General features: G+C 45.8%; 22 protein-coding genes and 1 pseudogene. 14 read left to right on the top strand and 9 right to left on the bottom strand.

What is annotated here, in order from left to right; translation table 11 throughout:
* The first annotated feature begins 59 nt into the window (after window positions 1-59).
* Entirely contained in the window at window positions 60-932 is an 873-nt protein-coding gene (locus ACO08K_RS14015; protein ID WP_421797028.1) for a LysR family transcriptional regulator, read from the top strand.
* Window positions 933-962: 30 nt separating this feature from the next.
* Here the strand turns inward: ACO08K_RS14015 and ACO08K_RS14010 are convergent, their stop codons facing one another.
* Window positions 963-1724 carry an NIPSNAP family protein gene (locus ACO08K_RS14010; RefSeq protein ID WP_421797027.1) on the bottom strand — a complete coding sequence of 254 codons (762 nt, stop codon included), beginning with the start codon at window positions 1722-1724 and terminating at the stop codon, window positions 963-965.
* A gap of 92 nt (window positions 1725-1816) precedes the next feature.
* Complete coding sequence (locus ACO08K_RS14005; protein ID WP_421797026.1) at window positions 1817-2401, bottom strand: hypothetical protein; 585 nt, start codon at window positions 2399-2401, stop codon at window positions 1817-1819.
* A gap of 86 nt (window positions 2402-2487) precedes the next feature.
* Here ACO08K_RS14005 and hisIE point away from each other — a divergent pair, with 86 nt between their 5' ends.
* From hisIE to ACO08K_RS13985, 4 genes are all read left to right on the top strand, one after another.
* Window positions 2488-3102: a bifunctional phosphoribosyl-AMP cyclohydrolase/phosphoribosyl-ATP diphosphatase HisIE gene (gene hisIE / locus ACO08K_RS14000; RefSeq protein WP_421797025.1), complete on the top strand. Its 615-nt coding sequence runs from the start codon at window positions 2488-2490 to the stop codon at window positions 3100-3102.
* Window positions 3103-3384: 282 nt separating this feature from the next.
* The gene (locus ACO08K_RS13995; protein ID WP_421797024.1) at window positions 3385-3873 is read left to right on the top strand and encodes a methylated-DNA--[protein]-cysteine S-methyltransferase; all 489 of its coding nucleotides are present in this window, start codon (window positions 3385-3387) and stop codon (window positions 3871-3873) included.
* 27 nt (window positions 3874-3900) lie between these two features.
* On the top strand, window positions 3901-4689 hold the full coding sequence (locus tag ACO08K_RS13990; RefSeq protein ID WP_421797023.1) for a hypothetical protein: 789 nt from the start codon (window positions 3901-3903) through the stop codon (window positions 4687-4689).
* Window positions 4604-5062, top strand: a complete 459-nt coding sequence (locus ACO08K_RS13985) for a T9SS type A sorting domain-containing protein (RefSeq protein WP_421797022.1) — start codon at window positions 4604-4606, stop codon at window positions 5060-5062. The genes ACO08K_RS13990 and ACO08K_RS13985 overlap by 86 nt, the downstream gene beginning before the upstream one ends.
* 232 nt (window positions 5063-5294) lie before the next feature.
* Here the strand turns inward: ACO08K_RS13985 and ACO08K_RS13980 are convergent, their stop codons facing one another.
* Window positions 5295-6008, bottom strand: a complete 714-nt coding sequence (locus tag ACO08K_RS13980; RefSeq protein ID WP_421797021.1) for an NUDIX hydrolase — start codon at window positions 6006-6008, stop codon at window positions 5295-5297.
* A 234-nt stretch (window positions 6009-6242) separates the two neighbouring features.
* Between ACO08K_RS13980 and ACO08K_RS13975 the strand changes: the two genes are divergently transcribed.
* Window positions 6243-7853 carry a carboxylesterase/lipase family protein gene (locus ACO08K_RS13975; RefSeq protein ID WP_421797020.1) on the top strand — a complete coding sequence of 537 codons (1611 nt, stop codon included), beginning with the start codon at window positions 6243-6245 and terminating at the stop codon, window positions 7851-7853.
* A gap of 80 nt (window positions 7854-7933) precedes the next feature.
* Here the strand turns inward: ACO08K_RS13975 and ACO08K_RS13970 are convergent, their stop codons facing one another.
* Window positions 7934-9046 (bottom strand): DUF2911 domain-containing protein, encoded by a 1113-nt coding sequence (locus ACO08K_RS13970; protein ID WP_421797019.1) that lies wholly within the window; start codon window positions 9044-9046, stop codon window positions 7934-7936.
* A 417-nt stretch (window positions 9047-9463) separates the two neighbouring features.
* Window positions 9464-11899: an outer membrane beta-barrel protein gene (locus tag ACO08K_RS13965; protein WP_421797018.1), complete on the bottom strand. Its 2436-nt coding sequence runs from the start codon at window positions 11897-11899 to the stop codon at window positions 9464-9466.
* A gap of 106 nt (window positions 11900-12005) precedes the next feature.
* Here ACO08K_RS13965 and ACO08K_RS13960 point away from each other — a divergent pair, with 106 nt between their 5' ends.
* The 4 genes from ACO08K_RS13960 (at window position 12006) to ACO08K_RS13945 (ending at window position 16662) form a co-directional block, all read left to right on the top strand.
* A complete protein-coding gene (locus ACO08K_RS13960) occupies window positions 12006-12878 on the top strand; it encodes a 3-keto-disaccharide hydrolase (protein WP_421797017.1) in 873 nt (290 codons plus the stop codon).
* Window positions 12879-12962: 84 nt separating this feature from the next.
* A complete protein-coding gene (locus tag ACO08K_RS13955; protein ID WP_421797016.1) occupies window positions 12963-14123 on the top strand; it encodes an alginate lyase family protein in 1161 nt (386 codons plus the stop codon).
* Between the two features lie 235 nt (window positions 14124-14358).
* Complete coding sequence (locus ACO08K_RS13950; RefSeq protein ID WP_421797015.1) at window positions 14359-15204, top strand: sugar phosphate isomerase/epimerase family protein; 846 nt, start codon at window positions 14359-14361, stop codon at window positions 15202-15204.
* A 21-nt stretch (window positions 15205-15225) separates the two neighbouring features.
* On the top strand, window positions 15226-16662 hold the full coding sequence (locus ACO08K_RS13945) for a hypothetical protein (protein WP_421797014.1): 1437 nt from the start codon (window positions 15226-15228) through the stop codon (window positions 16660-16662).
* Window positions 16663-16669: 7 nt separating this feature from the next.
* On the opposite strand, the gene ACO08K_RS13940 is transcribed toward ACO08K_RS13945, so the two are convergent.
* The 3 genes from ACO08K_RS13940 to coaD all read right to left on the bottom strand — a co-directional run bounded on the left by ACO08K_RS13940 (window position 16670) and on the right by coaD (window position 19439).
* The gene (locus tag ACO08K_RS13940; RefSeq protein ID WP_421797013.1) at window positions 16670-17215 is read right to left on the bottom strand and encodes a GNAT family N-acetyltransferase; all 546 of its coding nucleotides are present in this window, start codon (window positions 17213-17215) and stop codon (window positions 16670-16672) included.
* A gap of 114 nt (window positions 17216-17329) precedes the next feature.
* The gene (gene pruA, locus ACO08K_RS13935; protein WP_421797012.1) at window positions 17330-18961 is read right to left on the bottom strand and encodes an L-glutamate gamma-semialdehyde dehydrogenase; all 1632 of its coding nucleotides are present in this window, start codon (window positions 18959-18961) and stop codon (window positions 17330-17332) included.
* Between the two features lie 19 nt (window positions 18962-18980).
* Complete coding sequence (gene coaD / locus ACO08K_RS13930) at window positions 18981-19439, bottom strand: pantetheine-phosphate adenylyltransferase (protein ID WP_320028841.1); 459 nt, start codon at window positions 19437-19439, stop codon at window positions 18981-18983.
* A gap of 132 nt (window positions 19440-19571) precedes the next feature.
* Between coaD and ACO08K_RS13925 the strand changes: the two genes are divergently transcribed.
* Entirely contained in the window at window positions 19572-21542 is a 1971-nt protein-coding gene (locus ACO08K_RS13925) for a glycoside hydrolase family 127 protein (protein WP_421797011.1), read from the top strand.
* 127 nt (window positions 21543-21669) lie between these two features.
* Here the strand turns inward: ACO08K_RS13925 and ACO08K_RS13920 are convergent, their stop codons facing one another.
* Window positions 21670-21843 (bottom strand): hypothetical protein, encoded by a 174-nt coding sequence (locus ACO08K_RS13920; RefSeq protein WP_320028843.1) that lies wholly within the window; start codon window positions 21841-21843, stop codon window positions 21670-21672.
* Between the two features lie 245 nt (window positions 21844-22088).
* Between ACO08K_RS13920 and ACO08K_RS13915 the strand changes: the two genes are divergently transcribed.
* The 3 genes and pseudogenes from ACO08K_RS13915 (at window position 22089) to ACO08K_RS13905 (ending at window position 24701) form a co-directional block, all read left to right on the top strand.
* Entirely contained in the window at window positions 22089-24311 is a 2223-nt protein-coding gene (locus ACO08K_RS13915) for an NB-ARC domain-containing protein (RefSeq protein WP_421797010.1), read from the top strand.
* 85 nt (window positions 24312-24396) lie between these two features.
* Window positions 24397-24555, top strand: a pseudogene (locus ACO08K_RS13910) (hypothetical protein); the annotation flags it as partial.
* A 2-nt stretch (window positions 24556-24557) separates the two neighbouring features.
* Complete coding sequence (locus tag ACO08K_RS13905; RefSeq protein WP_421798330.1) at window positions 24558-24701, top strand: hypothetical protein; 144 nt, start codon at window positions 24558-24560, stop codon at window positions 24699-24701.
* The last annotated feature ends 346 nt before the right edge of the window (window positions 24702-25047 follow it).

Below are 25047 nucleotides of genomic sequence, written 5' to 3'. Positions count from 1 at the left end.
TCCCTTATTAATTGCTCTAAATGGTATTTTTTTGCATTTTTAATCAAAAAAAGTGATTAATGGAGCTGCGACATCTACGTTATTTCGTCACCCTGGCCAATGAGTTGCATTTTGGGCGGGCAGCGAGCAAACTATTTATCGTGCAACCTGCCTTGAGTAAGCAGATCCAGGAACTGGAAAAAGAACTGAAGGTGACTTTGTTGGAACGTACCAAACGCAAAGTGAGTCTGACCCCTGCCGGAGTCTATTTTTGGGAAGAAGCCCAACGCATTCTGGGGCAAATCGAAGAGATCCGCAATCACTTGCCCATGATTGAAAGGGGAGAGCACGGGGAAATTCGCCTAGGGTACGTGGGTTCTTGCATCCACACCTTTTTGCCAGAGATTTTAGTGGCGCTCAACCAGCAATACCCACTCATTCAAACCTACTTATCGGAAATGACTACCGCCTCCCAACTGGAAGCCATGCAAAAAGGGATGCTGGATGTGGCCTTTGTACGCAATCCTCCTTTTGACAAACGTTGGGATAGCCGCTTGATGTACCAGGAAACTTTTTCACTGGTTTTGCCTGCTGATCATCCAATCGATACCCACAATTTTGAGGGCTTGCAAGCATTCGCCCAGGAAAAATTCATCCTTACCACCCGTCAGGATGGCGCAGCCTACCACAATCAACAATTGAGTATTTGTGAAGACGCGGGATTTTTCCCCAACATCGTTCATGAAACCGTGCACGGCCATACCGTACTGCAACTGATTGAAAAAAAGCTGGGTATCTCCTTTTTACCTACCTCTTTTAGTCGGGTGACCACACTCGCAGTAAAGTTTATTGAATTGAAGGACATTCCACAAAGAGCAGAGATCACGGCTTTGTGGGAAAAGGAGAATCCCAATCCGGTGTTGAAAGTGTTTTTAAGCTTGTTGGGGCGATAAAATAAAGCACTTATTTTGCCCACTGCTTGGCTATTTAATGGGTGAAAAATCCAAAGGCTTTAAATACAGCGACTCCACCTTGAGTGTCAAGGAGCCTCCAGCCTTGTCTTCCGAATCTTTGCGCACCTTGATCCACTCGGGGTCGTTCCGAAAATCGGTAAAAGCTTTCAAACCCGCTTCCTGACTGGGATGGGCCAGCATATAAATCAAGGTTTCCTGCGCAGGGTAAGCATCCACCACGGTCCAGTACCAAAGGTTGGTCATGCCATATTTTTCAAAAAGTTTGCGTGTGTGGTTGCGAAAACGCTCCAGAAGATTGGGCAACTTTCCGGGAGTAGCATAATAGGTTCGCAATTCAAACACCCGGCCTTTAGTACCATTCCGTGGAAACTTGGCCGCGGAAAAATCAGTCAGTCGCATAAAAGATTTATCGGAGCGAGCTTCCAGGCGGCCTACGGATTCAGAATCCTCAATACCTTTTTTCCACTTGGGATCCCGCAAAAAATCCTTGGTGGAACGCAGCCAGGAAGCCTGACTGTAGTAGGACAAAACGCTTACTATCCGCTCATCTTTTGGGTCAACTGGCGACCAGAAACCCTCAACCTGAATGTTGTGTTTGCGGTACAGCGGTATAGCAAATTGGCGGTAGCGGTTTTGCAAATACTTCAACCTACCGGGTTCGGCCTGGTGAATCTGGATTTCGTAATAACGGGGTTCCGGCCCTTTGGGTTCTTGCTCATTGCTGCTAAAAAGGCTAGAAAGACAAAGAAAAAAACTATAAACCATTCCCATGTTGACACACTTTGAGTGCTAAACTACAATATTGTTAGGGAATTGCAAAACCTTTGGTTTGAATGACTTTCTGCTTATGTGGTCTAAAGGTATTAGGGCAATAACTCTACTTTTACTTCAGGATAAAAAGGATTGTTTGCAATAGAAACAATCAGTGGCTCAAAAGGAGGGTCAAAAGTAAGCGCTTTTAGCTGGCTGCTGAGGGTTTCCCGCCAATCGGTTTGGCCATCATCCGATTCCAACCAGCATACAAATTGCGCTTGCCGCTCGCTATGCGCCCGTTGAAAAGCCAGGGTCCAAAACACCCACTCCGATCGGCTGCGCCGCAAACGAAAAGACCAGGATAAAAAAAAACGATAAGTCCAAAGTCGGCGGTAATAACGTTGAATGGCGTCGATAGCCTCCAGGGTATCTGCTGATTTTTTTTGTAGTTTATCGGCCAGTATATCCGGAGCTGGCAATTGTTCAGGTGGAACTGGAGCATTGACCCGGGGATCGCGATTGAAATAATTTTTGATCTCGATCAGCAACAAAGGGCCATCAGGAGGCAGGGCAATAAAGTCCACTCCCTTGAACCCAAAACCACTCAGCCCACGGTAAAAGTGGTGGCTGTCAAACTTGCGCACCAACCAGTCGGATGGAAAATGAAACCGCAAACCACTTTCCTGAAAGGTCATAATCTTGGGTTAATGATACAATGTACAGGCTTTTTTTGGGTCTTTGGACATTTGGGTGTTAATTTGCGGCAAATTCAACAGATACAATGTCTTTCAATTTCGACCCAAACAGTGTTGATTTTCAAAAATCTGGAGGTTTAGTGCCTGCCATTATCCAGGATCACCTCAGCAACAAGGTGCTCATGCTGGGCTACATGAACCGCGCCGCACTCGATCAAACCCTGGCTGAAGGGAAAGTTACTTTTTTCAGCCGCTCCAAAGAACGCCTTTGGACCAAAGGGGAAAGCAGCAATAATTTTTTGCACCTCGTTGATATTGCCGTGGATTGTGACCAGGATACACTCCTGATCAAAGCCCGCCCAGATGGACCAACCTGCCATACTGGTGCGGATACTTGCTGGAATGAAAAGAACCATTCCAACGACTTTTTGCAGCAACTCGAAAATGTGATCCGCCAGCGCCGCGACCAGCCGGATGACAATTCCTATACCACTTCTCTGTTCAAAAGAGGCATCAACAAAATCGCCCAAAAAGTAGGCGAAGAAGCAGTAGAATTGGTCATTGAGGCCAAAGACAACAACGCCGATTTGTTCTTGAATGAAGCTGCCGACTTGTTGTTTCACTACCTGATCTTGTTGTCCGCCAAGGGGTATGAATTGGGTGATGTGGTGAAAATATTGGAGAGTCGCCACAAGAAGTAAGGCTAAAACCACACTACTGGACATTTTGCTCGGAGGACATGAATAGCCCCTGGCTTTAGCCTGGGGTCATGGAGGCTCCCCTAGTTTGGGCTTTAGCCACAGCCTTTATTTTCAAGTTAGGGCTAAAGCCCAGATTGGAGGGTATTACGCCAACCCCAGGCTAAAGCCAGGGGCTATTCATGGTCCCTCCGAGTCTGAAAAACAAAAATCTCCAGTAGTGTGGGCTAAAGCTTGTGCATTTGTTGAAAAAGTTTGAACTTGAGCAATTGAAAGGCACAAAAAATGTTGCAACAAACCTACTTCGCTTCTCCCTTCGGCTGCATTGAAATCAAAGGCAGTGAATTGGGCATTACTTCGGTCAAGTTGACCAAAAAAGAAACCTGTCCCAGCGAGGAGGCCCCACCAGAATTGCGGGAATGTGTGCAACAACTGGATGAGTATTTTCAGCGCAAACGAGATGTGTTTGATCTGAAGCTCGATTTCAGCGGTGCACCCGAGTTCAATCTCGCCGTTTGGCAGGAACTGCTCAAAATCCCTTATGGCCATACCACCTCTTACCTGGCCATCGCCAAAGCGCTGAATAACCCAGATTCCGTTCGGGCCGTAGGGCAGGCCAATGCCCACAATCCCATTGCCATCATCGTGCCTTGTCACCGTTGTATTGCCAGCAATGGTGATTTGCACGGCTATTATTATGGTTTGGATATGAAGCGGCGTCTGCTGGAATTGGAAAACCCAATGAGTTTTGGGCGGCAGGGAAGCTTGTTTTGAGATAGAGCTTCAAGTAGAAATAAAAAAATGGCTGAACCAATCTTTAATTTTTATGCTATCATTCTATTGTTGACTTTGATTCAGTCAGTACTTTTTACGTTTATCCTGGCGATCAGAGCTGTCACACAAAACAATCACTCAGATGTTATTTTGGCCTGCCTCACGTTCATTATGGGCTTTAGTGCTGTACCACATCTATTGGGTTGGTTAGGAATCGGTTTGCTGTGGAATCAACTCACATTCTATCCCTGGAATGGGATGGAATTAGCGGTTTTGCCAACGGTTTTTCTGTTTTTACAAAGCCGATTAAACAGCCAATGGAGAATGCGTTTTCAAGACCTGAAACACTATTGGCTCTACCTTATTTATTTTGTTTACCATCTCGTAGTAGCAGTACAGGGGAAAGAGTTTGCAAAATGGTGGTGGTTTGAGGTAAACAATCGCTACAATATTGACGCCTTATTTAGCTTTTGCAATGTTTTATTGTTCGCTTTCCAACTCCGTCGTTTTTTCAAGATCAACTCAGCTTACCAATTGTGGAGTGCCAATCGTTATTCCAATCTGCCTTCACTGAATCTTTCCTGGATTCGTAATTTCTTAATTGCCTACTTCATTTTTATTTTGGTTGATATTGGTTTGACCATCATGAAATTGACTATTGGGGCGCAGTATGACAAGATGTGGGGGGCATACCTCGCAAACTTAGGCTTGGTTTATTACATCAGTATTTATGGGTTTTACAATTGCCCGATTCAAATGGAGCGTAAGTCAGCGGGAAGAAGCTTTTGGATGGTTGATTTCGGACTCCAACGGTAAGGAATATTTTGCAGTAACCGACCAAAGCACACAAATTCCAAGTCAAGGCTGGGATATTGCAAGGGCGGGCGTGGGACTTAATGCTTACTTTGATTTAACGGTCAAAGACGGTAGCAGCATCCAAGGCAATGCGCTAACGCTCTCCAATACACTGCCTTCAGATATTAAAGTGTACCCCAATCCAACCCGTGTAGAAATAGTCGTGGATGCCAAAGAGATAGTACAAAACCTGTTTCTCACGAACGCTACAGGGCAAGTCTTACTTTCGCAACAGAACAATCGCCTGAATTTGTCGAATTTACCAAATGGCATTTACAACTTGACCATACAAACTATGGGTGAAAAAACCGTCAGACGGATTGTAAAACAATAACTAATAAACCACACTACTGGACATTTTTGTTTTTCAGGCGCGGAGGACATGAATAGCCCCTGGCTTTAGCCTGGGGGCAGCGCAATATCCTCTTGATTGGGCTTTAGCCCTCGTTTTAAATTAGTGCTAGGGCTAAAGCCCATCAAGCGAGCGTTTCCATGACCCCAGGCTAAAGCCAGGGGCTATTCATGTCCTCCGAGCAAAATGTCCAGTAGTATGCTAAAAAACCTTCTCAACCCTTAATAAAACTGTACAAATACGGCGCCTTATGCGCTCCCCCCGAGTATTGCTTCTCGTGCCGTTCCAACAAGTTCAAACTCAACATCCGGCGCTGAAAAGTAGTGCGCAACAGTTTGGTGCCTAAGATCGCTTCATAAGCTTGTTGCAATTCTTTCATGGTAAACTTAGGTGGCAACAGATTGCCCCTCGCCAATTTCCGATCCAGGTTGTCCCGCAGGGTTTGTAAGGCTTTTTCAACGATCAGCGCGTGATCCATCATCAGCGGCGGCAAGGCATTGACGGGATACCAACGACAAGAATCTGACAAGGCATCCGGCTGTGGCACCACATCCTTGTAATTGATCAAGGCATAGTAGGCCACCGAAATGAAGCGCTCCAACATCCAATGGTATTTTTCGGGAGAAAGCCCGTTTTTGATCAAAATGGTCCGCATCGGCTCTGCATTGTTCCGATCGGCATCACCAAAGGTGTAAAACTGCTCCAGGTGAATATTGTCCAGCCCGGTCCGCTCCTTCAGGCCACGCCTCACCGCATCATTCAAGTGTTCATTTTTTTGTACAAAACCTCCCGGTAGTGCAAAAATATTGGTGTTGTGGTATTCCATGATTAGGATTTTCAGCTGGGTACCAGAAAATCCAAAAATCACCGAATCGTAGGCGAGATGGGGTAAATGATCAATGATGGTAGGTGGAGAAGTCTTCTGCATAATGGGCTATCAAACCTTTTTTCTCAAAAGTAATAGGATTTTTTCAAAAATAGCGCTATTATTGTCACGAATTGAGACAATAGAATTTTTGCCCATTTACAACACATAAATAACTTACAGTTGAGCGGTTGAGAAGTTGAGGAGTTTAGAGCGGCCAGTGTCTATGTCGCTGCGGTAGCCTCAACTTCTCAACCACTCAACTTCTCAACTTTCTTTAACTTTCATCCATTCGCAATGAAAAAACTAGGATTGAGCTTCCTTTTAGTGGGAGCTGCCATTGCTGCTTTTGCACAGCAGATCACGGGCGAAAACGTAGCAGTTGCCAACACCGACGCCGGTAAAGTACGGGGCTACATCAACAACGGGATTTTTACCTACAAGGGCATTCCCTACGCCGAGGCCAAGCGTTTTGAATCGCCACAAAAACCCAAGCCCTGGACAGGAGTGCGCAGTTCGATGACTTACGGGCCAGTTGCACCACTGATGACCCCCACCAACGTAACCGCAGCAGGTGACGAATCAGAATTTGTGTTCAACCACAGCTGGGGTTTTCCCGGAGAAGACTGCATGCGCGTCAACGTTTGGACTCCCAGCATCAGCGACGGCAAAAAACGCCCGGTGATGTTTTGGATCCACGGAGGAGGCTTTACCGCAGGTTCTTCTCAGGAGTTGCCTTCTTATGATGGCGAAAATCTGGCTAAAAAAGGCGACGTGGTAGTGGTGTCCATCAACCACCGCCTCAACATTTTGGGCTATTTGGACCTTTCGGCTTATGGCGACAAGTACAAAAACTCCGCCAACCTGAGCATCCTCGACATGCGGGTGGCTCTGGAATGGGTCAAAGCCAATATCGCCAACTTTGGCGGCGACCCCAACAACGTAACCATCTTCGGCCAATCCGGCGGTGGTGCCAAGGTGAATACCCTCATGGCCATGCCATCGGCCAAGGGTTTGTTCCACAAAGCCATCAACCAGAGTGGAGCTTTCCGTTCAAATATGATGGGAAAAACGGAAACCCAAGCCATTACCGCTGAAGTACTCAAAGTGCTCAAACTGGCGCCCAATCAGGCTGATAGCCTTCAAAAAATCCCTTTTGCACAATTGAGCGCTGCGGGTAATCAGGCATTGCGGAATATCACCGAGCGCATGCGGGCCGAAGGCAAAACAATCCCAGGTTTTGGACTCAGTTGGGGTCCCAGCATTGACGGCGATTTGTTGCCTTACCAACCCATGTCGCCCGAAGCGCTGGAATTGTCCAAAAACGTTCCGCTGCTGATTGGTACAGTGAAAAACGAATTTATGGCTTCAGGCCGTGCCGGACTGAGTAATGGCAGCCAGGAGCAGATAATGGAATACATCAAAAAACAGCAGGGCGACAAAACTACAGCCTTTGTTGCCGCAGTAAAAAAGGCCTATCCTACCGATAAAAAACCTTCGGATCTGTTGGATGTAGACATGACGTTCCGCCCAGGTTCAGTGAATCAGGCCAATGTCAAATCGTCTTTAGCGGGCGGTGCCCCAGTGTACATGTATTTGTTCACTTGGCAGTCGCCAGTTATGGATGGCAAGTACAAGGCCATGCACTGTATGGAATTGCCTTTTGTATTCAACAACATTGCCCGTTGTGCTGAAATGACCGGAGCAACCAAAGAGGCTTATGCCCTGGCGGCAAAAATGAGCCAATCCTGGATCAATTTTGCCCGCACCGGAAACCCCGCTCATGCTGGGCTTCCTGCCTGGGAAAAATACACTGAAGCCAAAGGTGCTACCATGTTTTTTGACAACTTGTGCCAAATCCGTTACCACCACGATCAGGACTTGATCAAACTGGTGGCTGCACAATAACTGAGCGATTATAAAACAGGAGGGGTACTTTGCTTTTGGCAAGGTACCCCTCCTCTAATTTTAGGGCTTTTTATACCTGGCTAATTCACATTTTTGCCCTCTTCCAATTTTTTGATCATTACTTCCACATTCGTTTTATTCAAGTTATCTGGTGCCAGAGGCAGAGCCGCTTTCATATAGATGGCAGCATTTTTGTAATCCCCTAAAGCCGAATACGCCCGACCCAAACCTACGTTGGTAGTATAGACGTTGGGGTATTTGTCATAGTTTGCCTTAAACACTTTAAAGGCATCCTGAACCTGGCCCGAGCTAAGTAGTGTCCGCCCATAAAAATGCACATCTTGCACTGTTCCCAGCGGCAATGCTTCTTCCATTATTTTTTTGGCTTCCTCCGCCCGGTTCAATTTGCTCAAAATGGCCGCTTTGGTGCTCAAAGTGCGGAAGGTTTTTTCGCCCATGACGCGGAAATAAATGCCTCGGTCGATCCAGGCCAGGGCTTGTTCTAGTTCAATGTTGTTGCGTAGGCAATAGTTGGCGGCCTGTACAAAATCGTCGGGCGACCGGGTGGTTTGTAAGTCTTTTTTGAAGGCCTCGATTTGTAACTTTTGCGTTTCCGCTTCCACTTTAAAAGGGATCATCCGCTTTTCCCAGGAAAGGGCAATGGTGGCCGAATTGTCGGTTTGATTGATGAATTCGTATTTCAACCATTCGACGCTGCTCGGAAGGCTTTGGTTTTTCACCGTCACCCGTAGGGCATCGGCTTCGGGTTGGTAATAAAAGCTACCCCAGGACGTGGAGTTATTGGAAAAAATGAGGGTACTTTCGGTTTCTCCGTTGATGATAAAAAAACCATAAGTCCCGGGAGCCAAATCCTTGCCTTCAATTTTTACTCGATGCGAAAAAGAAATGGTAGTGTTTTCGTTGGCCCCGGCGCGCCAAGGTACTGCATAGCTGGTGCCGTGCCCCATATCTACCAGGCCATAATGCGCCACAGGGGTACCCCAAATTTTACCTTCTCTTCCTTTAACTCCTGGTCGGCCATAAGTGATCGCAATTTTGACAATACCAATTTGTTCGGCTACCCAGGCTTTTTTGTTTCCTCCGTCGGGCTCCGAGGTCAGGGGCATGATTTGAGCAGAAACAAGGTGTATTAAGCCCAAAAAGAGACTTAGACTGAAGATGATTTTTTTCATATTTTCCTAGCTTTAAATGCACTGTGATGTTGATTATTCCCGATAGCAACGAGCGGTAAGAAATAATAATGATAATTGCTCACACTTGATTTAATTCAACCAAAGCGGCATGATGGCAACACGGATGCCACGGATGCCACGGATGCCACGGATAAAAACGGATTTTTTTCCGCCGCAGGCGGAAAAGGACGAACCAAAGGTGAGTCAAAATCCGTTCTAATCCGTTTAATCCGTGGCATCCGTGTTCCAATTGCGTCGCTTTTAGCAAAGAGAAGCGAAGCCTCAACAGCGCAAAGCGCATAAACGTAGTCGTGGTTAAATTAAAGCAGGAAAGCTGCAAAAATGCTGGATATTACTTTTCACTGCTCATAACTATCAGGATTGACAAACAATCAAAAATGCAGTCCAGGCTGGCACCTACCCAACCCTTCTTCTTTCATCTTCTACCCCGCTATTGCGTTGCCGGGCTCTGGTAACGGTGTTTTTCCCAAATCGCTGTGTATACGAAGCCGTGACCACTTTGGAATCCCAGGTGCGGTCGGTGAAAAAGTCCATGTTTTGGTACTTGACCAATACTGCGATGCGGTTGGTGTAAAAAATGTCCGAGATGGCCAGTTTGAAGGTGGCGTTTTTGTCTTTGGATACTTTTTGCAGGCCGGATGAAACCTGCGCCAGATTGCGGATGATGAACAAACCCCAGGCATTTTTGGACTGATAAAAGCCACTCAACTCAGCACTCCAACCTTTGCCCAGGGTAATGGTATTGTTCAGACTGGCATCCCAGGCGGTGAAATCATTGATCAGATTGCCCCCTTGCAGCGGACTGGAATATTGGTTCCGGTATACACTGGCATTGAGGTTGGCGTTCAGCCATTTTTTGATGGAAATGGGGATAAAAACACCAAGGTTGACCTGGTCAAAATCCTGCAGGTTGGCCGGGGTTTGGTAAGAGATTTTGGTCAAATCGTCCTGCACAAAAATGTCCGTGATCACCTCGCGGGTGCTGGCGTAGCTGAAGGAAGTGACGTATTTGTTTAAAAAAGTATGGTTCACTTCGTAGGAATTGGTCAGTACCGGTTTTAAGGTTGGTTCGCCCACCACGTAGGTATAGGGGTCGACAAAAATTTTGAAGGGATTCAATTGCCGGTAACTCGGGCGGTCGATCCTTTTGGCGTAGGAGAGTGAAAGTTGGTGTTTGTCGGATAATTTCCGGTTGATTACAAAATTGGGAAACAGGTTGGCGTAGTTGCGGCTGAACACCTCACCTGTGGCCAATTGTTCTCCTCGGGTCGAAGTTTGTTCCAAACGCAGCCCCGCCTGAAGGTCAAATTTTTTAAAGGTTTTGGCAAAACTGACGTAGGCAGCATTCACATTTTCCCGGTAAATGAAGTGATTGGAGCGGCTTTTATCCAGTACGGGCGTCTCTTCGGTGACGTCAAAAAATTTCACATCATTGTCCGAGTCCACGATGCTCAACTTAATGCCCGCTTCAAACTTGGCGTTGTTTTTAAGCGGGTTTACATAATCCGCTTTTAAAGATCGTACCGTGATAAGGCCATTTTGGTCAGTGTTCAGTTTATCCCCCGCAATCAAGGCATTGCCGGCATTGTAATTGGCATTGTTGATGTTTTGGAAGGTATTGGCCTTGAACTGTCCGTAGTCAAGGTCGGTAGTTAACTCCCGGCCTGTGCTATCAAAAGTGTGTTTAAAATTAAAATTGCCAAAGCCATTGAAGCGGTTTTCATTCAAGCGGATGTCCGTTTTAGTGGTGTAATCCAACTGGCCACTGGGCAAGGTGATCAGGGAATTGGTGCGGCCATCGCGTTCACTGCCATTCCAGTTGAGGTTAAAGAGGCCCCCGATGACCGTTTTTTTGTTCAGGTAATAATCCACTCCAAAGCGAGTATTGTCGCTGCTGATCGGTTGTTTGATGAAGGAGGTTTGATCAAAAGTGGATTGCAGGGCCTGGTTGGCGTCAAAAAACTTCCGATTGATGTAAAAACGGGTAAAATGCTGTGGCTGGGCATGGGAATAATTGCCAAAAACATTCCACTTTTTTTTGCGGAAATTGGCATTCATGCTGGCCGAAGGTTTGCTGTAAAAACCCTGGCCAAGACTCAAGGTCAGCGCGCCGTTGAGGCCCTGGCGTTGGTCTTTTTTGAATTTGATGTTGATGATGCCTGCATTGCCCGCCGCGTCATACCGTGCGGAGGGTTGGGTAATGATTTCAATGGTGGCAATGTTGGAGGCTGGGACACTTTTGAGGTAGGCTACCAAATCCGCACCAGAGAGTGGAGAGGGCTTTCCATCAATCATCACCACTACGCCCTGTTTGCCTTTGAGGTTGATGGAGCTTTCCTGATTGACCATCACTCCGGGTGACCGCTCCAGCACTTCCAGCACTGAGCTTCCCGCACTGGCAATGCTGTTTTCCACATTCACCACCAGTTTATCCAGTTTTCTTTCGATGAATGGTTTTTTGGCTTCAATGGTGACTCCGGTCAAAGACTGTACCTGAGGGCTCAAGACAATCAGGGGCAATTTGACCAGCTGATTGCTTTCGCCGATGGTCAATACCTCCGATTTGATTTTGCCATAACCGACCTGTGAAACGGCTACGACGTAGGTCCCCGCTTTGATGTTTTCAAACTCAAAAACACCATCTTCATTGGGTAAAGCCGTTTTTACCAGCACGGAATCCGCACTGCGTTCCAAAACCACAGTGGCGTTGAGGGCGGGCTTGTTGTTTTCAAGTTGAACTTGTCCGGAAATCATTCCATTGCTTGCAACCTGTGCATGGATAAGGGTAACCTGAATGAAAACCAATAAGGTGAGCGGTAAATATTTCAGCATCGGGTGATTTTTTACACAAAACTATGCCCTGGAAACCACTAAAAAATCACCCAAGATGGGGGGAAATAAATATCTTACCGTGCATTTGATCACAAGAGAAATTCCAATGAAAAAAACATTTTCCAGCATCCGAGGTATCGGTGCTTTGTGCGCACTCCTGATCCTTTTGAGCTATTCCAGCTGCTCCACCACCAAAAAAAGCGCCGAGTCCAAGGGCTGGATCTCCCTATTCAATGGCAAAGACACCAAAGACTGGATCGTCAAAATTTTCCACCACGAAGTGGGCGACAACTACGGCAACACCTTTCGCGTGGAGGATGGCATGATCAAAGTGCGCTACGACCAGTACGATAAATTCAACAACCGTTACGGCCACCTTTATTACAAACAACCTTATTCGCATTATCACCTGGTCATCGAATACCGCTTTGCCGATGAGTGGCGCAAGGACGCTCCTAGCTATACTCAACTCAACAGCGGCGTGATGTTCCATTCCCAGGATCCGCGCACCATGCCCAAGGAGCAAGACTGGCCCATCTCGGTGGAAATGCAATTCCTGGCCGGATTGGGCGACGGCAAACCCCGCCCCACCGGCAACATGTGCTCCCCCGGCACCGATGTGATTTTTCAAGGTAAAAAAGACCCTCGCCACTGCATCGAATCGAGCTCCAAAACCTATGGCAAGGATGAATGGGTGCGCGCTGAATTGATCGTACTAGGGGATTCCCTGATCACCCACATCATCAATGGAGAGGTTGTGCTGCAATACTCCCAACCCCAAATTGGCGGCGGCGTAGCAAATGGCTTTGATCCCAAAATCAAGGTGGATGGCAAATTGCTAAAGGAGGGGTACATTGCTTTGCAAAGTGAGGGGCAACCGATTGATTTCCGGAAAGTGGAGTTGTTGAATTTGGAGAATTTGAAACCGAAGTCGGCTTTATATCAAAAGTATTTTGCACCACCAGCGGAGATGAAGTAAAGGGAACAATTAGTGAAATTAGGGAAAACCACCTCTTCATCCGTCTATACCCCAACACCTCTGCCGTTTCAAAAATTCAACTCGATGAAAAAGCTGGTTTTCCCTTTGCTCCTCTTGTCATTTTCGTTTTCAGTAAAGGCGCAAAACACCTTAAGCAAAGTATCCAAAATTTTAAAAAAAGAAACCCTCGCTCAAGCCCAATGGGCGCTAACCCAAGCCCCCATCACCGTCACCTCCACTCAGTGTGAACGCTCAGCAGGCGGCCCACACGATTTTTACTCCGAAGGTGATTATTGGTGGCCCAATCCCGATGACCCGCAAGGGCCTTACATCCAGCGCGACGGTCAATCGAACCCCAGCAATTTTACGGCCCATCGCCAGGCCATGGTGCGCTTTAGCCAAATCATTGGAGCCTTGGCCTCCGCCTATCGTTTGACCAAAAACGAGCAATACGTCAAACACGCTTTTACCCACTTGCGGGCCTGGTTCATCGCTGAGCAAACCTACATGAATCCCTCCCTGTTGTATGCCCAGGCCATCAAAGGTCGGGTAACTGGCCGGGGCATTGGCATCATCGACATGATTCAAATGATGGAGGTGGCGCAAGGGATTCGGGTCATGGAATCGGCAAAGAGTGTAAATCGGGACGAACTGGCAAAAATCAAAAACTGGTTTGCCCAATACCTCGACTGGGTGACCACTCACCAATATGGCATTGACGAACGCGATGCCAAAAACAACCACGGCACCTGTTGGGTGATGCAAGTGGCCGTTTTTGCCAAACTGACGGGCAATCAAGCCCTGATCGAAGAGTGTAAAACCCGCTTCAAAACCATCTTGCTCCCCAATCAAATGGAGCCCGATGGCAGCTTCCCCCTCGAACTGCGGCGCACCAAGCCCTACGGTTATTCCCTGTTCAACCTGGATGCGATGGCGAGTATTTGCCACATTTTAAGTGATGAGCAGGAAAACCTCTGGGAATTCACCTTGCCCGATGGCCGCAAACTCCGCAAAGCCATTGAGTTCATGTATCCCTTTGTTGCCAATAAATCGAGCTGGACTTACCCAAAAGATGTGATGTATTGGGAGGAATGGCCGGTAGCGCAACCCTTTTTGCTCTTTGCACACCAACAATACCGTCAAAAAGAATGGTTAGAAACCTGGGTAAAACTGGAGCATTTTCCCAAAACGGAAGAAGTAATACGCAATCTGCCCGTCCGAAATCCGGTCATTTGGTTAGAATAAATATCAAGATTAAGGGCTAGGGAGTTATTTTACGTCTAAATGGAATAAAAACCCGGGAAACCATCACCATTAAGCGCAAAGCGCAAAATCCCTAAGGTGCCCTAAGGTGTCTAAGGTGGTTCAAAAAACAATGCATAATAATTTGAACCACCTTAGACACCTTAGAGCACCTTAGCTTGTGACACACAGCTGCATAACTGATTAGTGGTGTTAGCATCCCAATATCTCCAATCCAATGAAAAACATCAGTTTCCTCATTTTGAACATTTGTTTGTGCATCCCCAGTTTTGCACAACCCCGTTTTGGCAAATTGCTCAAAACCACCCCCGGCGTAGTCTCCTACACCTTCCGCAATGAGTTTGCCAAAAACGTGCCGCAAACCCTTGACAACATCAAAGCACTCGGCATCACCAACATCGAATTTTCAAATCTATTTGGCAAAACCTCCGCCGACTTGCGCGCCATGCTCAATGAACGGGGTATGATTTGCACCAGTTATGGCGTTAGTTATGATGCCCTGCAAAACAAAATAGATGCCGTGATTCAGGATGCCAAAAACCTGGGTGCCGAATTTGTACGGGTAGCCTGGATTCCCCACACCGCGCCAATGGATTTGACGTTGGCACAAAAAACGGTATCCGATTTCAACAGTTTTGGTCAAAAACTCAAAGAAAATGGCCTGACTTTTTGTTACCACAACCACGGTTTCGAGTTTTTACCTTACCAAAACGGCACCTACTTCGATTACATCGTGCAAAATACCAATCCCGATTACGTTTCTTTTGAAATGGACATCCTCTGGGTATTCCATCCCGGCCAGGATCCAGCGGCTTTGCTCAAAAAGTACCCTACCCGTTTTCGCTTGATGCACGTCAAAGACTTGAAAAAAGGCGTGAAAGGTGATTTCAGCGGGGGCACTCCGGTGGAAAATGACGTAACTCTGGGAACCGGGCAATTGGATTTGCCCAAAATCATGAAGGCTGCCCGCAAAACCAAAATCAAGCATTACTACATTGAGGATGAAAGCCCGATTGCTGGTCAGCAGGTGCCGCTGAGCTTACAGTATTTGAAAGGTTTGTAGATTTACCTAAACATTCAACCTATGCGAACTTCTGCAAACTTGGCCATTCAATGGGTGCTCATTGGGATTTCCTTTTGTTTTATCCAAAGCAGCCTCGAAGCACAGACCCCCACTCAAATCAAGGGTGTTTTCCCTCAAATGGCCATTGTCGCTGACCACAAAGACCGCTCCGAAGCGGGCATTGGCGCAGTTATTCCCTGGGCCAACAAACTTTGGGCGGTAGGCTACGTAGCACACATCCGGGGCTCTGGCCTGGGCTTGTACGAAATCAGTGCAGACATGACCAGCCGCCAGCATCCAGCCAGTTACACGGGCACTTACGCCAATCGCCACATCCACAACGAATCGGACCAGGCTTTCATCGGCCCTTACGCCATCGATACCCTGGGGCGGGTACGCATCATCGAAGACCTGAAACGGCATCGCCTCACCGGGACCATGCAACACTTGACGCGTCCGGACTCCATGGTTTATTTTTTAACCATGGAAGGCCTGTTTTTTGAAACCAATGTGTATACGCTCAAAAGCAAACAGTTGTTCGATCTGGTGGATGAACTGGAAATCCCCAAAGCGGCGCAAGTGCATTTCAAAAGTGCCTTTACCCAGGATGGGCGGGTAGTGGTCGCCAACAACTCCTATTACGAGGACGATTTTTTGGGCAAAAGAGCAGCCGGTCGCCTGGCGGAATGGGATGGCAAAAAATGGACCATTCTGGATCGCAATCCTTACGTAGAGGTTGCGGGAAAAAACTGGTCAGACAAAACTTACGGCAACGCCATTTACGCTACTGGCTGGGATCAAGGCTCGGTGGTTCTGAAGTTTTACAAGGCTGGTACCTGGAAAACTTACCGCTTGCCCAAAGCTAGTTACGCTTTCGACCACGCCTGGAATACCGAGTGGATGCGCATTCGGGAAGCTCAAACCGAGCGCTACCTGATGGACATCCACGGCATTTTTTACGAAATGCCGACCATTACCTACGGTGGAAACATTTTAGCCATTCGCCCCATTTCCAATCACTTGCGCATTGTGCCTGACTTTTGCTACTGGCGAGGCATGCTCGTGCTGGCCGGTGATCAGGTGGATCGTTCAACCGGGCAACCACAATCCAACCTCTGGTTCGGCAACATCGACGAGTTGTGGCAAATGGGCAAACCTACGGGCTGGGGGGCACCCTGGTGGGAAAAAACGGTGCAAAAAGGGGAGGTTTCTGACCCGTTTTTGATGACGGGTTTTGATAAAAAAGTGGTACACCTGACGCAGGACTCCGATCAGGAAGTGGAGTTCAAAATTGAAATTGACTTCAAGGGCACCGGGGATTGGCATACTTATCAAACGGTCAAAGTGCCCGCCAAGGGTTATGTGCACCATGAATTCCCCAGCGGATTTTCTTGCCATTGGGTGCGGGTAACGGCGAGTAAGGCTTGTAAAACGACAGTTTACTTTGTGTATACCTGAGAAGCTGTTAATTTTCACTCACTTTCTCCACTTTCCATTGCCAAATTGTACCATCCTCCGGATCAAACATTTCTTCGACAAAATTCATCCCGCATTTTTTCAATACATGGGTGGATGCATTGGGCTCGGCTAGAGTGTGTGCCTGTACTGCTTTGACGGCTTCGTTTTGAAAAGCCTGATCAATCAAACCTTGTGCAAACTCCGTGGCATAGCCTTGATTGCGGTATTCCGGGCGGATTTCGTAACCTATTTCCACTACCCCATAACGAGTAGGTCCACCTTTGTAGCCACCCGCACCGATCAAACGATTGTCTGTTTTGTGAATGGCCAGGTATTGCCACCAGGCTTCTTCCGCCGGATTAACCCGCACCCTTTCCATGGAATAGACGCTGGGTTCGTCCCCAAATTCGGTCCAACCAGCCGTCACTTCTACATCCAAATAAGCAGCCACTTCGCGGTCATGCCGCAAAATAGCTTCATACAATGGAATGGAACAGGCCACCAGGTAAAGGCGAGGCGTTTCGAGAATGAATTCGGTAAGGTTGGGTTTCATGTGTCTTTTTTAGTTGAAAAGTTGAAGGGTTGAAAAGTTGAAAAGACTGGTCACCGAGCGGAGTCGAGGTGCCGTCTTTTCAACTTTTCAACCCTTCAACTTTTCAACTTTCAATTACTCCTCTCCCATAAACGGATACTTATAATCCACGGGAGGATCAAAATTTTCTTTCATTGCGCGGGGAGATACCCAACGCAGTAAATTCCAAACCGAACCAGCTTTGTCATTGGTTCCCGAAGCCCGGGCGCCGCCAAAAGGCTGCTGGCCGACTACCGCTCCGGTTGGTTTGTCGTTGATGTAAAAATTACCTGCGGCATTGCGCAGGGCCTTGGAGAGGGCATTAATAACGCCGCGATCCTGGGCAAAAATTGCTCCTGTCAATGCGTACGGTGAAGTAGAGTCTACAATTGCAGTCATTTGATCAAAATCCGCATCTTCATACACATAGATGCTCAAGACTGGCCCAAAAATTTCCTCCTGCATCAGGCGGTGTTTGGCGTCCTTTACTTCTACCATGGTTGGTTCAATGAAGTATCCTTTACTTTTGTCGTATTTGCCACCGGCAATGATTTCAGCATCACTGGCATCACGGGCGACTACGATGTAATTGCTGATTTTGTCAAAAGCCCGCTCGTCAATCACGGCTGTGATGAAATTGCGAAAATCTTCCGGTGAGCCCATTTTCATGTCTTTCACCATGGCCACGGCTTTCTCTTTCACCTCTGGCCAGATGCTCCGAGGCACGTAAGCGCGTGAAGCCGCCGAACATTTTTGCCCCTGGAATTCAAAAGCGCCGCGTACCATTGCCACTGCCAGTGCCGTAGGATTGGCAGAAGGGTGAGCCAGAATGAAATCTTTACCGCCTGTTTCTCCCACAATTCGTGGGTAAGATTTGTACTTGGTGATGTTTTTGCCAATGGTGGTCCACATGCCTTGGAACACCTTGGTGCTGCCCGTGAAGTGCAGACCGGCAAAATCCGCATGGCTAAAAATGATGTCACCAGCAATCGGGCCATCTACCAGCAACAGGTTGATCACCCCCGGAGGAAGGCCAGCCGCTTCAAAAATTTCCATGATCACTGCCGCCGAGTAAATTTGGGTTTCAGCAGGTTTCCAAATCACGGTATTGCCCATCAGGGCTGGCGCTGCGGGCAAGTTGCCGGCAATGGAAGTAAAGTTGAAAGGAGTGATGGCAAATACAAAACCTTCCAGTGCCCGGTATTCCATGCGGTTCCAGGTCAGTGCAGGGCTTTGCGGCTGCTCGCTGTAAATTTGCACCATGTATTCCGCGTTGAAGCGAAGGAAGTCGCAAAATTCAGCAACTGCATCAATTTCAGACTGGTAGGCATTTTTGGACTGGCCCAGCATGGTCGCTGCATTCATCTTGGCGCGGTAAGGCCCGGCCAACAAATCGGCAGCTTTGAGGAAAATGGCCGCCCGCTCTTCCCAGGGCATGGCTTCCCAGCTGGGTTTTGCAGCCATGGCCGCCTCTATGGCCAGGTGAACATGCTGAGTTCCACCTTTGTAATAATACCCCAGGATGTGTTTGTGCTCATGCGGGGGACGGATGGCGATCTTTTCTCCCTCCAGTATTTTTTTCCCACCAAGGGTTTGAGGAATTTCGATGACCTGGCCCTTCATTTCAGCCATTTTGGCCTTGAGGGCGGCTTTTTCTGGCGAGCCGGGGGCATAACTCCAGACCGGTTCGTTTTTAGCTTTGGGTAGTTGAAAAAAAGCGTCAGACATATTTGGTAATTTGGTTGTACTAGATTTTTACCTGGGGCGGAATAAAGGGCGAAGCATCGCCACCACCTTTGATGATTTCCCGTACGATGGTTGAACTGATGTGGGAATAGGCAGGTTGGCTGATCAAAAAGATGGTCTCCAAACCGTCCCCAATGATGGCGTTGAGCTGGGAGATCGTTTTTTCGTAATCAAAATCGGAAGCGTTGCGCAAGCCCCGCAGCAGGTATTTTGCCCCGATTTTTCGGCAAAAATCCGCCGTCAGGTTTTCAAAATAGTCTACTTCCACGCGGGGTTCATCGGCAAATACCGCCTTGATCCAATCCAGACGCTGATCCAGCGTAAAAAGGGAATTCTTTTGGGTATTGACACCCACCGCTACAATCACTTTATCAAAAAGAGGGAGGGCGCGATGCACCAAATCGACATGACCAACGGTGATGGGGTCGAATGATCCCGGGAATACTGCAATCTGAGCCATAAGGTGCAGGGATTTCCCGTCAAAGATAAACCATAGATGATGGAATGGGATAAATCGACTCAAAATATTGCAGAGGTAGCTTTATTTTGTTTACTTGTCAGACCAAATTAACCATCTCAATTCTTGCGGTCTATGAAAAACCTGCTCTGCTATACCTTTTTGATTGCTGCATTTTCTTCTTTTAACCTGGCAGGCCAAACCAAATTGGCCAAACTCAGTCCGGTCAAATTTTCAGAAGTACAAATCACCGATGCTTTTTGGAAGCCCCGCATTGATAAAGTGGCCAATGTGACCGTGCCAGTTTGTATCCAACAAACGGAGGTAAAAACCGGGCGCATCCGCAATTTTGAGCGGGTAGCAGGCACTCGTGACGGAAAATTCGAAGGCATTTTTTACGATGACTCCGATGTGTACAAGGCACTGGAAGCGATGGCTTATGCCCTCAAGAACAAACCCGACCCACAACTCGAGGCCAAATGTGATGAGTGGATCAACAAAATTGCCGCCGCTCAACAAAAGGATGGCTACATCAACACCTATTACACCCTGACGGGCATCGACAAACGCTGGACCGACATGTCGATGCATGAAGACTACAACACCGGGCACTTGTTGGAAGCTGCAGTGGCTTACTACAATGCCACGGGCAAGCGCAAGTTGCTAGATGTGGGTATCCGGATGGTGGAACACATGATGAGCCTTTTTGGCCCGGGCAAACGCCACTGGGTAACGGGGCATCAGGAACTGGAACTGGCCCTGGTAAAAGTATATCAAGTCACCAAAGACCAACGTTTTCTCGATTTTTCGCATTGGCTGCTTGAGGAGCGGGGCCACGGCTACGCGCATGGCTACACCTGGACGGAGTGGAAAGATACGGCCTACGCTCAGGATGTAAAACCAGTGAGCCAAACCACCCAAATCACCGGCCACGCCGTACGTGCCATGTACCTGTACACGGGTGCTGCCGATGTGGCTACCTACACCGGGGATGAGAGCTACCTCAAGGCCATGAGTACGGTATGGGACGACGTGGTGGAGCGCAACATGTACATCACCGGAGGGATTGGGTCTTCAGGTTCCAATGAAGGTTTTTCTAATGATTATGACTTGCCCAACGAAAGAGCTTACTGCGAAACCTGCGCCTCGGTAGGTATGGTGTTTTGGAACCAAAGAATGAACCGCCTGACGGGTCAAAGCAAGTTCATAGATGTATTGGAAAAAAGCTTGTACAATGGGGCCCTTGATGGCTTGTCCTTGAGTGGTGACCGTTTTTTTTATGGTAACCCTCTGGCCTCCAGTGGCACCCACAATCGCCGGGAATGGTTTGGCACCGCTTGCTGCCCCTCCAACATTGCCCGTTTGATTGCCTCGCTGGGCGATTACATTTACGCAGCCGATGCCCAGAGCATTTATGTCAATTTGTTTGTGGGCAGCAATACCAAAATTGGGCTGAGCAGTGGCACAGTAGCGATTAAACAGGAAACAGAATACCCTTGGAAGGGTTTGATCAAAATCCAGGTTGATCCCCAAACTGCGGGGCAACAATTCGCCCTTAAGATTCGTCTGCCCGGCTGGGCCAAAGGCAATCCCGGAGCAGGGTCGCTCTACAAATTTTTAGATGCGACACCCACCAATTTTGCCACGCTACGGGTCAATGGCCAAACCCAAACCCTGCGCCTGGAAGAAGGCTACTTGATTGTAGAACGCAGCTGGAAAGCAGGCGATGTGGTAGAACTGGATCTGGCCATGCCCATTCGCAGGGTTGTTGCACGGGATGAAGTAAAAGACAACCTCAATCGTGTCGCCTTTCAACGGGGACCACTGGTGTATTGCGTAGAGGGAGTCGACCACAAAGGTTCAGCCTGGAATTTGATCGTGCCCGATCAGGTGAAATTCGCCGCAGAATGGCGGCCTGAACTCCTGGGCGGCGTGATGACACTGACGGGGACCGGTATGGCCATTGTGCCTACCACCGACGGAATTGGTGCACAAACCATCAAACAAAAAATCACGGCTGTGCCTTATTTCTCCTGGTGCAATCGGGGATCGAACCAAATGCTGGTTTGGTTGCCGAGGAAGGTGAAGGAGGTGAAAATTCCGTGAGAGGTTGAGATGGTTGAGGGAGGTTGAGAAAGGTTTAGGCTACCGCAGTGATTTTGACAAGGTCTTTGTCTAAGTCGCTGCGGTAGCCTCAACCTCCCTCAACCATCTCAACCTCCTCAACCTTATTTCAGTCTCTTAAAATCCGATACGCACCATACCCTAACAACGCCACTACCACAATGATACCAATCAATGAAAAGGCATTGCTGGAAATGATGGCCAAATCGGATTGAAATTGGACAAATCCGAATCCAAGCATGGCTAAGATGAGGAAGCCAACCAAAATTTGCTTGACGTTCATTACACTAATGATTTGATGAATGATGCTGCAAAACTGCATTTTTTTGGGGAAAGATGCAGGGAAGTTTTGGGTTGCACGCTCTTGCTTTGTAAAATGAATCGCAGTCTATGTTGCTATATACCACAGTAAATCAATACATCATAAAAAAAAACATTAAGAACTAGTTAAGCTACGATGAAATTTAATATTTTTGCACATTACACCTAAATAATTTCCCAAAACACATATATAGAAACATTTAAGAAATGAATACATTGAAAAAAAAAGCTGTTTCTGAGTTAATTGCCAAGGATAAAATTGCCGAAGCTTTTGATATAGCAACTACTTTCATGGCAAACATCCAGGATAAAGAAACCCAAAACACTATAGTGATCCTATCAAATAGATACATGCAACTCTCCAAAGAACACAGAAACGCAACAATAACTGAAAGTAATTTTGAACAAAACAAAAACAAAATAATATATTCATTGCTGCAAACAATAACCTCTATCCCTGACCCACTAGAAAACATAACTTTTTCAAATCGAGCTAGTTTTTTAAAGCCAGGCCTTGGTAAGCTCATTGATTTTAAAAAAAACAATGAGCACAAGTTTATTATAGAAGCCTCGGATATAGAATTTTTTTTAAAAACACATTTAACAAATACATTTAATTGGGCAAAAAAAATTTCATTTAAAGATTCTCAGCATACTAAATTGACCTCAAAAACATACATTGATCTAGATTTATATTTAAGTCCAAAAAAGCAGCATATTGATAGTAACAATGATATAGTTAAGTTTTCCGAGCTCATTAATGATTATGAAACAAATAAACTATTTTGCGGTGGACCTGGGGCCGGCAAAACAACTACTATAAAAAAGATTATCGAAGAAGTCATTTTAAAAAATGGTAAAATTGGTGCAAGATTTAATACTGCGATTACAATTAGACTGAGGGAGCTAAACATATCCGACGAAACGCAAAGTTCGCTAAATATTATAACAAAAAAAATAGCCGAAATATTTAATATTTTTATAGCCCCAATTCCAGGGGACCCTTTTGAAATTGAGGAGCTAGCAAAAATAAAAGTAAAACCTAAGGAAGGAAAAAACACATTTGAAGATATCCAAAAATTTGAGACCGAAAAAGCAAAAATTTCTCAAGGTATCCAACTTAAAAGAGAAACAGAGATTAAAAATTTTATGATCACTTTCATAGACTCTATAAACATTTTGATAATCCTCGATGGGTTTGACGAATTAAATAACCAAATTAAGAGGCGAGTATTAGCTGAAATTCAAGAAATTTTACTATCATTGTATAATTCTAGAGTTATCTTAACTTCTCGAACAGGAGAAATAAATGTAGATCTTCAAAACATAGAAGAATATGAAATTAAATCTCTAACGCAAGACCAGCAGTATCTGTTTGCCCATAAATGGCTAGATAATAATTCCCTTGCTATTAATTTTGTTGAGCAGTTAGCTAACTCTCCATTTTCTCAATCAGAAATCAGTCCGCTAGTATTAGCACATTTATGCGCCCTATATGAAAGATATAAAAAAATCCCTGAGCGACCTAGAATAGTATATAAAAAAATAATTAATTTATTATTAGAAGAATGGGATATACAGAGAGGGGTTGTACGTGAGTCGTCCTTTGATAATTTTTACTTGGAAAGAAAATTTGAATTCTTATCTCATCTCGCATTTGAGCTAACTACCACATATGGGAAAAGTATTTTCAACACTTACGAGCTTTTTGAAGTTTATAAAAAAACTGCCTCATTTTTTAATTTTCCTGCGCGATCAGAAAAATTAGTGCTAGAAGAAATAGAGTCTCAAACAGGTATTTTTATTCAAACTGGCTATGATAAATACGAATTTTTCCACAAATCAATTCAAGAATATTTAGTAGCGGAGTACATTGTAAGGCTCTCTAATGTACCAGCTTCAAAAATCAATATCTTATCACAAGAATTAGCAATTGCAATTGCAATTTCATCTAATCCGAATCTATTTTTTTTAACTCTTGTATCTGTTCATTTTAAAAAAACAAGATTAACACACCAATTCATAGTGTCATTTATTAACCGAATGTTACTTGAAAAGATCGATTTTTCTTCTGATGCTTTACTCGGGTTTTCAATTATTTATTTTTGGAATTTGTTGAAAATATACTTATCAGAGTATAATCTAAAATTAAATTCTTTTGATAATTTATGCCAAATTCCCGCCATAAAGGACTCTATCAAAAGCTTAAAACAATATTATAAAGTTATCAACTCTTCAGATTTGAAACATGAAGAAAATCTTGGTGCTTCCGCAAATGACTTCCCAATTAATTCTATATTTTCATATTTCCATAGTCGTGATCTTAACGAGAACGAAATTCTGATTAGGAAAATCTATGAAATTGAGAATGAATATCTAGTTACACCCAAATTCATGTATTTTAACAAAAGTATTTGGTTTAGCCTTTGATCGTTTCCTTAGAGCATGTCAAAAAAATACAGTTTAAAAAGGGATTCAACAATCTTTAATGTTGGAAAAAACACGAGATAGGTGATTGAGCATTACCGTCCGCTCTCTGACTCTCAGTGGGAAGGTATCAAGAGTTTTTGAGCCTGGAAAGAAAAGGAAAATTGATCTTCAGGAAGTAGTAGACGCCCTTCATTATATTGCCCGCTGTAGAATTCAGTGGCGAGCGTTGCCATTATGTTACCCTAAATGGAAAAACATGTACTACTATTTCAGCAAGTGGGAAGCAGATGGAATGATGAAGAGGACATTGCCTATCGGGTGGGTACTGAAAACAACATTTCCTGGACTAATTTTTATCTCCGCTTAGCCAAAGATTTGATCGAATCGTAGAAAAAAATTCTGCTACATGGACTATTATTAACGCTAACCAGTAAGCTCTCATTAGGAGAATAAAAGTTTTTATACATGTTCTCACCTTGTCTAAAGTATTGATTTTTTGAGGAAAAAACAAATTGAAAGCTAAACAAACAATTTTATCAGCTAAACTCCTCTTTTGTCTGAAGAGAGGCAATCCTTGCTTGACTTTAAAAATGTTTGTTGTTTTTAGGTTTGATTTTTATGATTATGATTAACTTAGCTACTTATAATGTTATGCTAATAATGTAGTATCAATTCCTAAGGCGTTTTGCAAAACTCAATCTTGTGGATGCTTAGTCTTTATGATTTTTGATACCAA

The organism is Haliscomenobacter sp. (genome assembly GCF_965225875.1).
In the GTDB taxonomy this organism is placed as follows: domain Bacteria; phylum Bacteroidota; class Bacteroidia; order Chitinophagales; family Saprospiraceae; genus Haliscomenobacter.
This window is presented reverse-complemented; position numbering and strand designations above follow the sequence as displayed.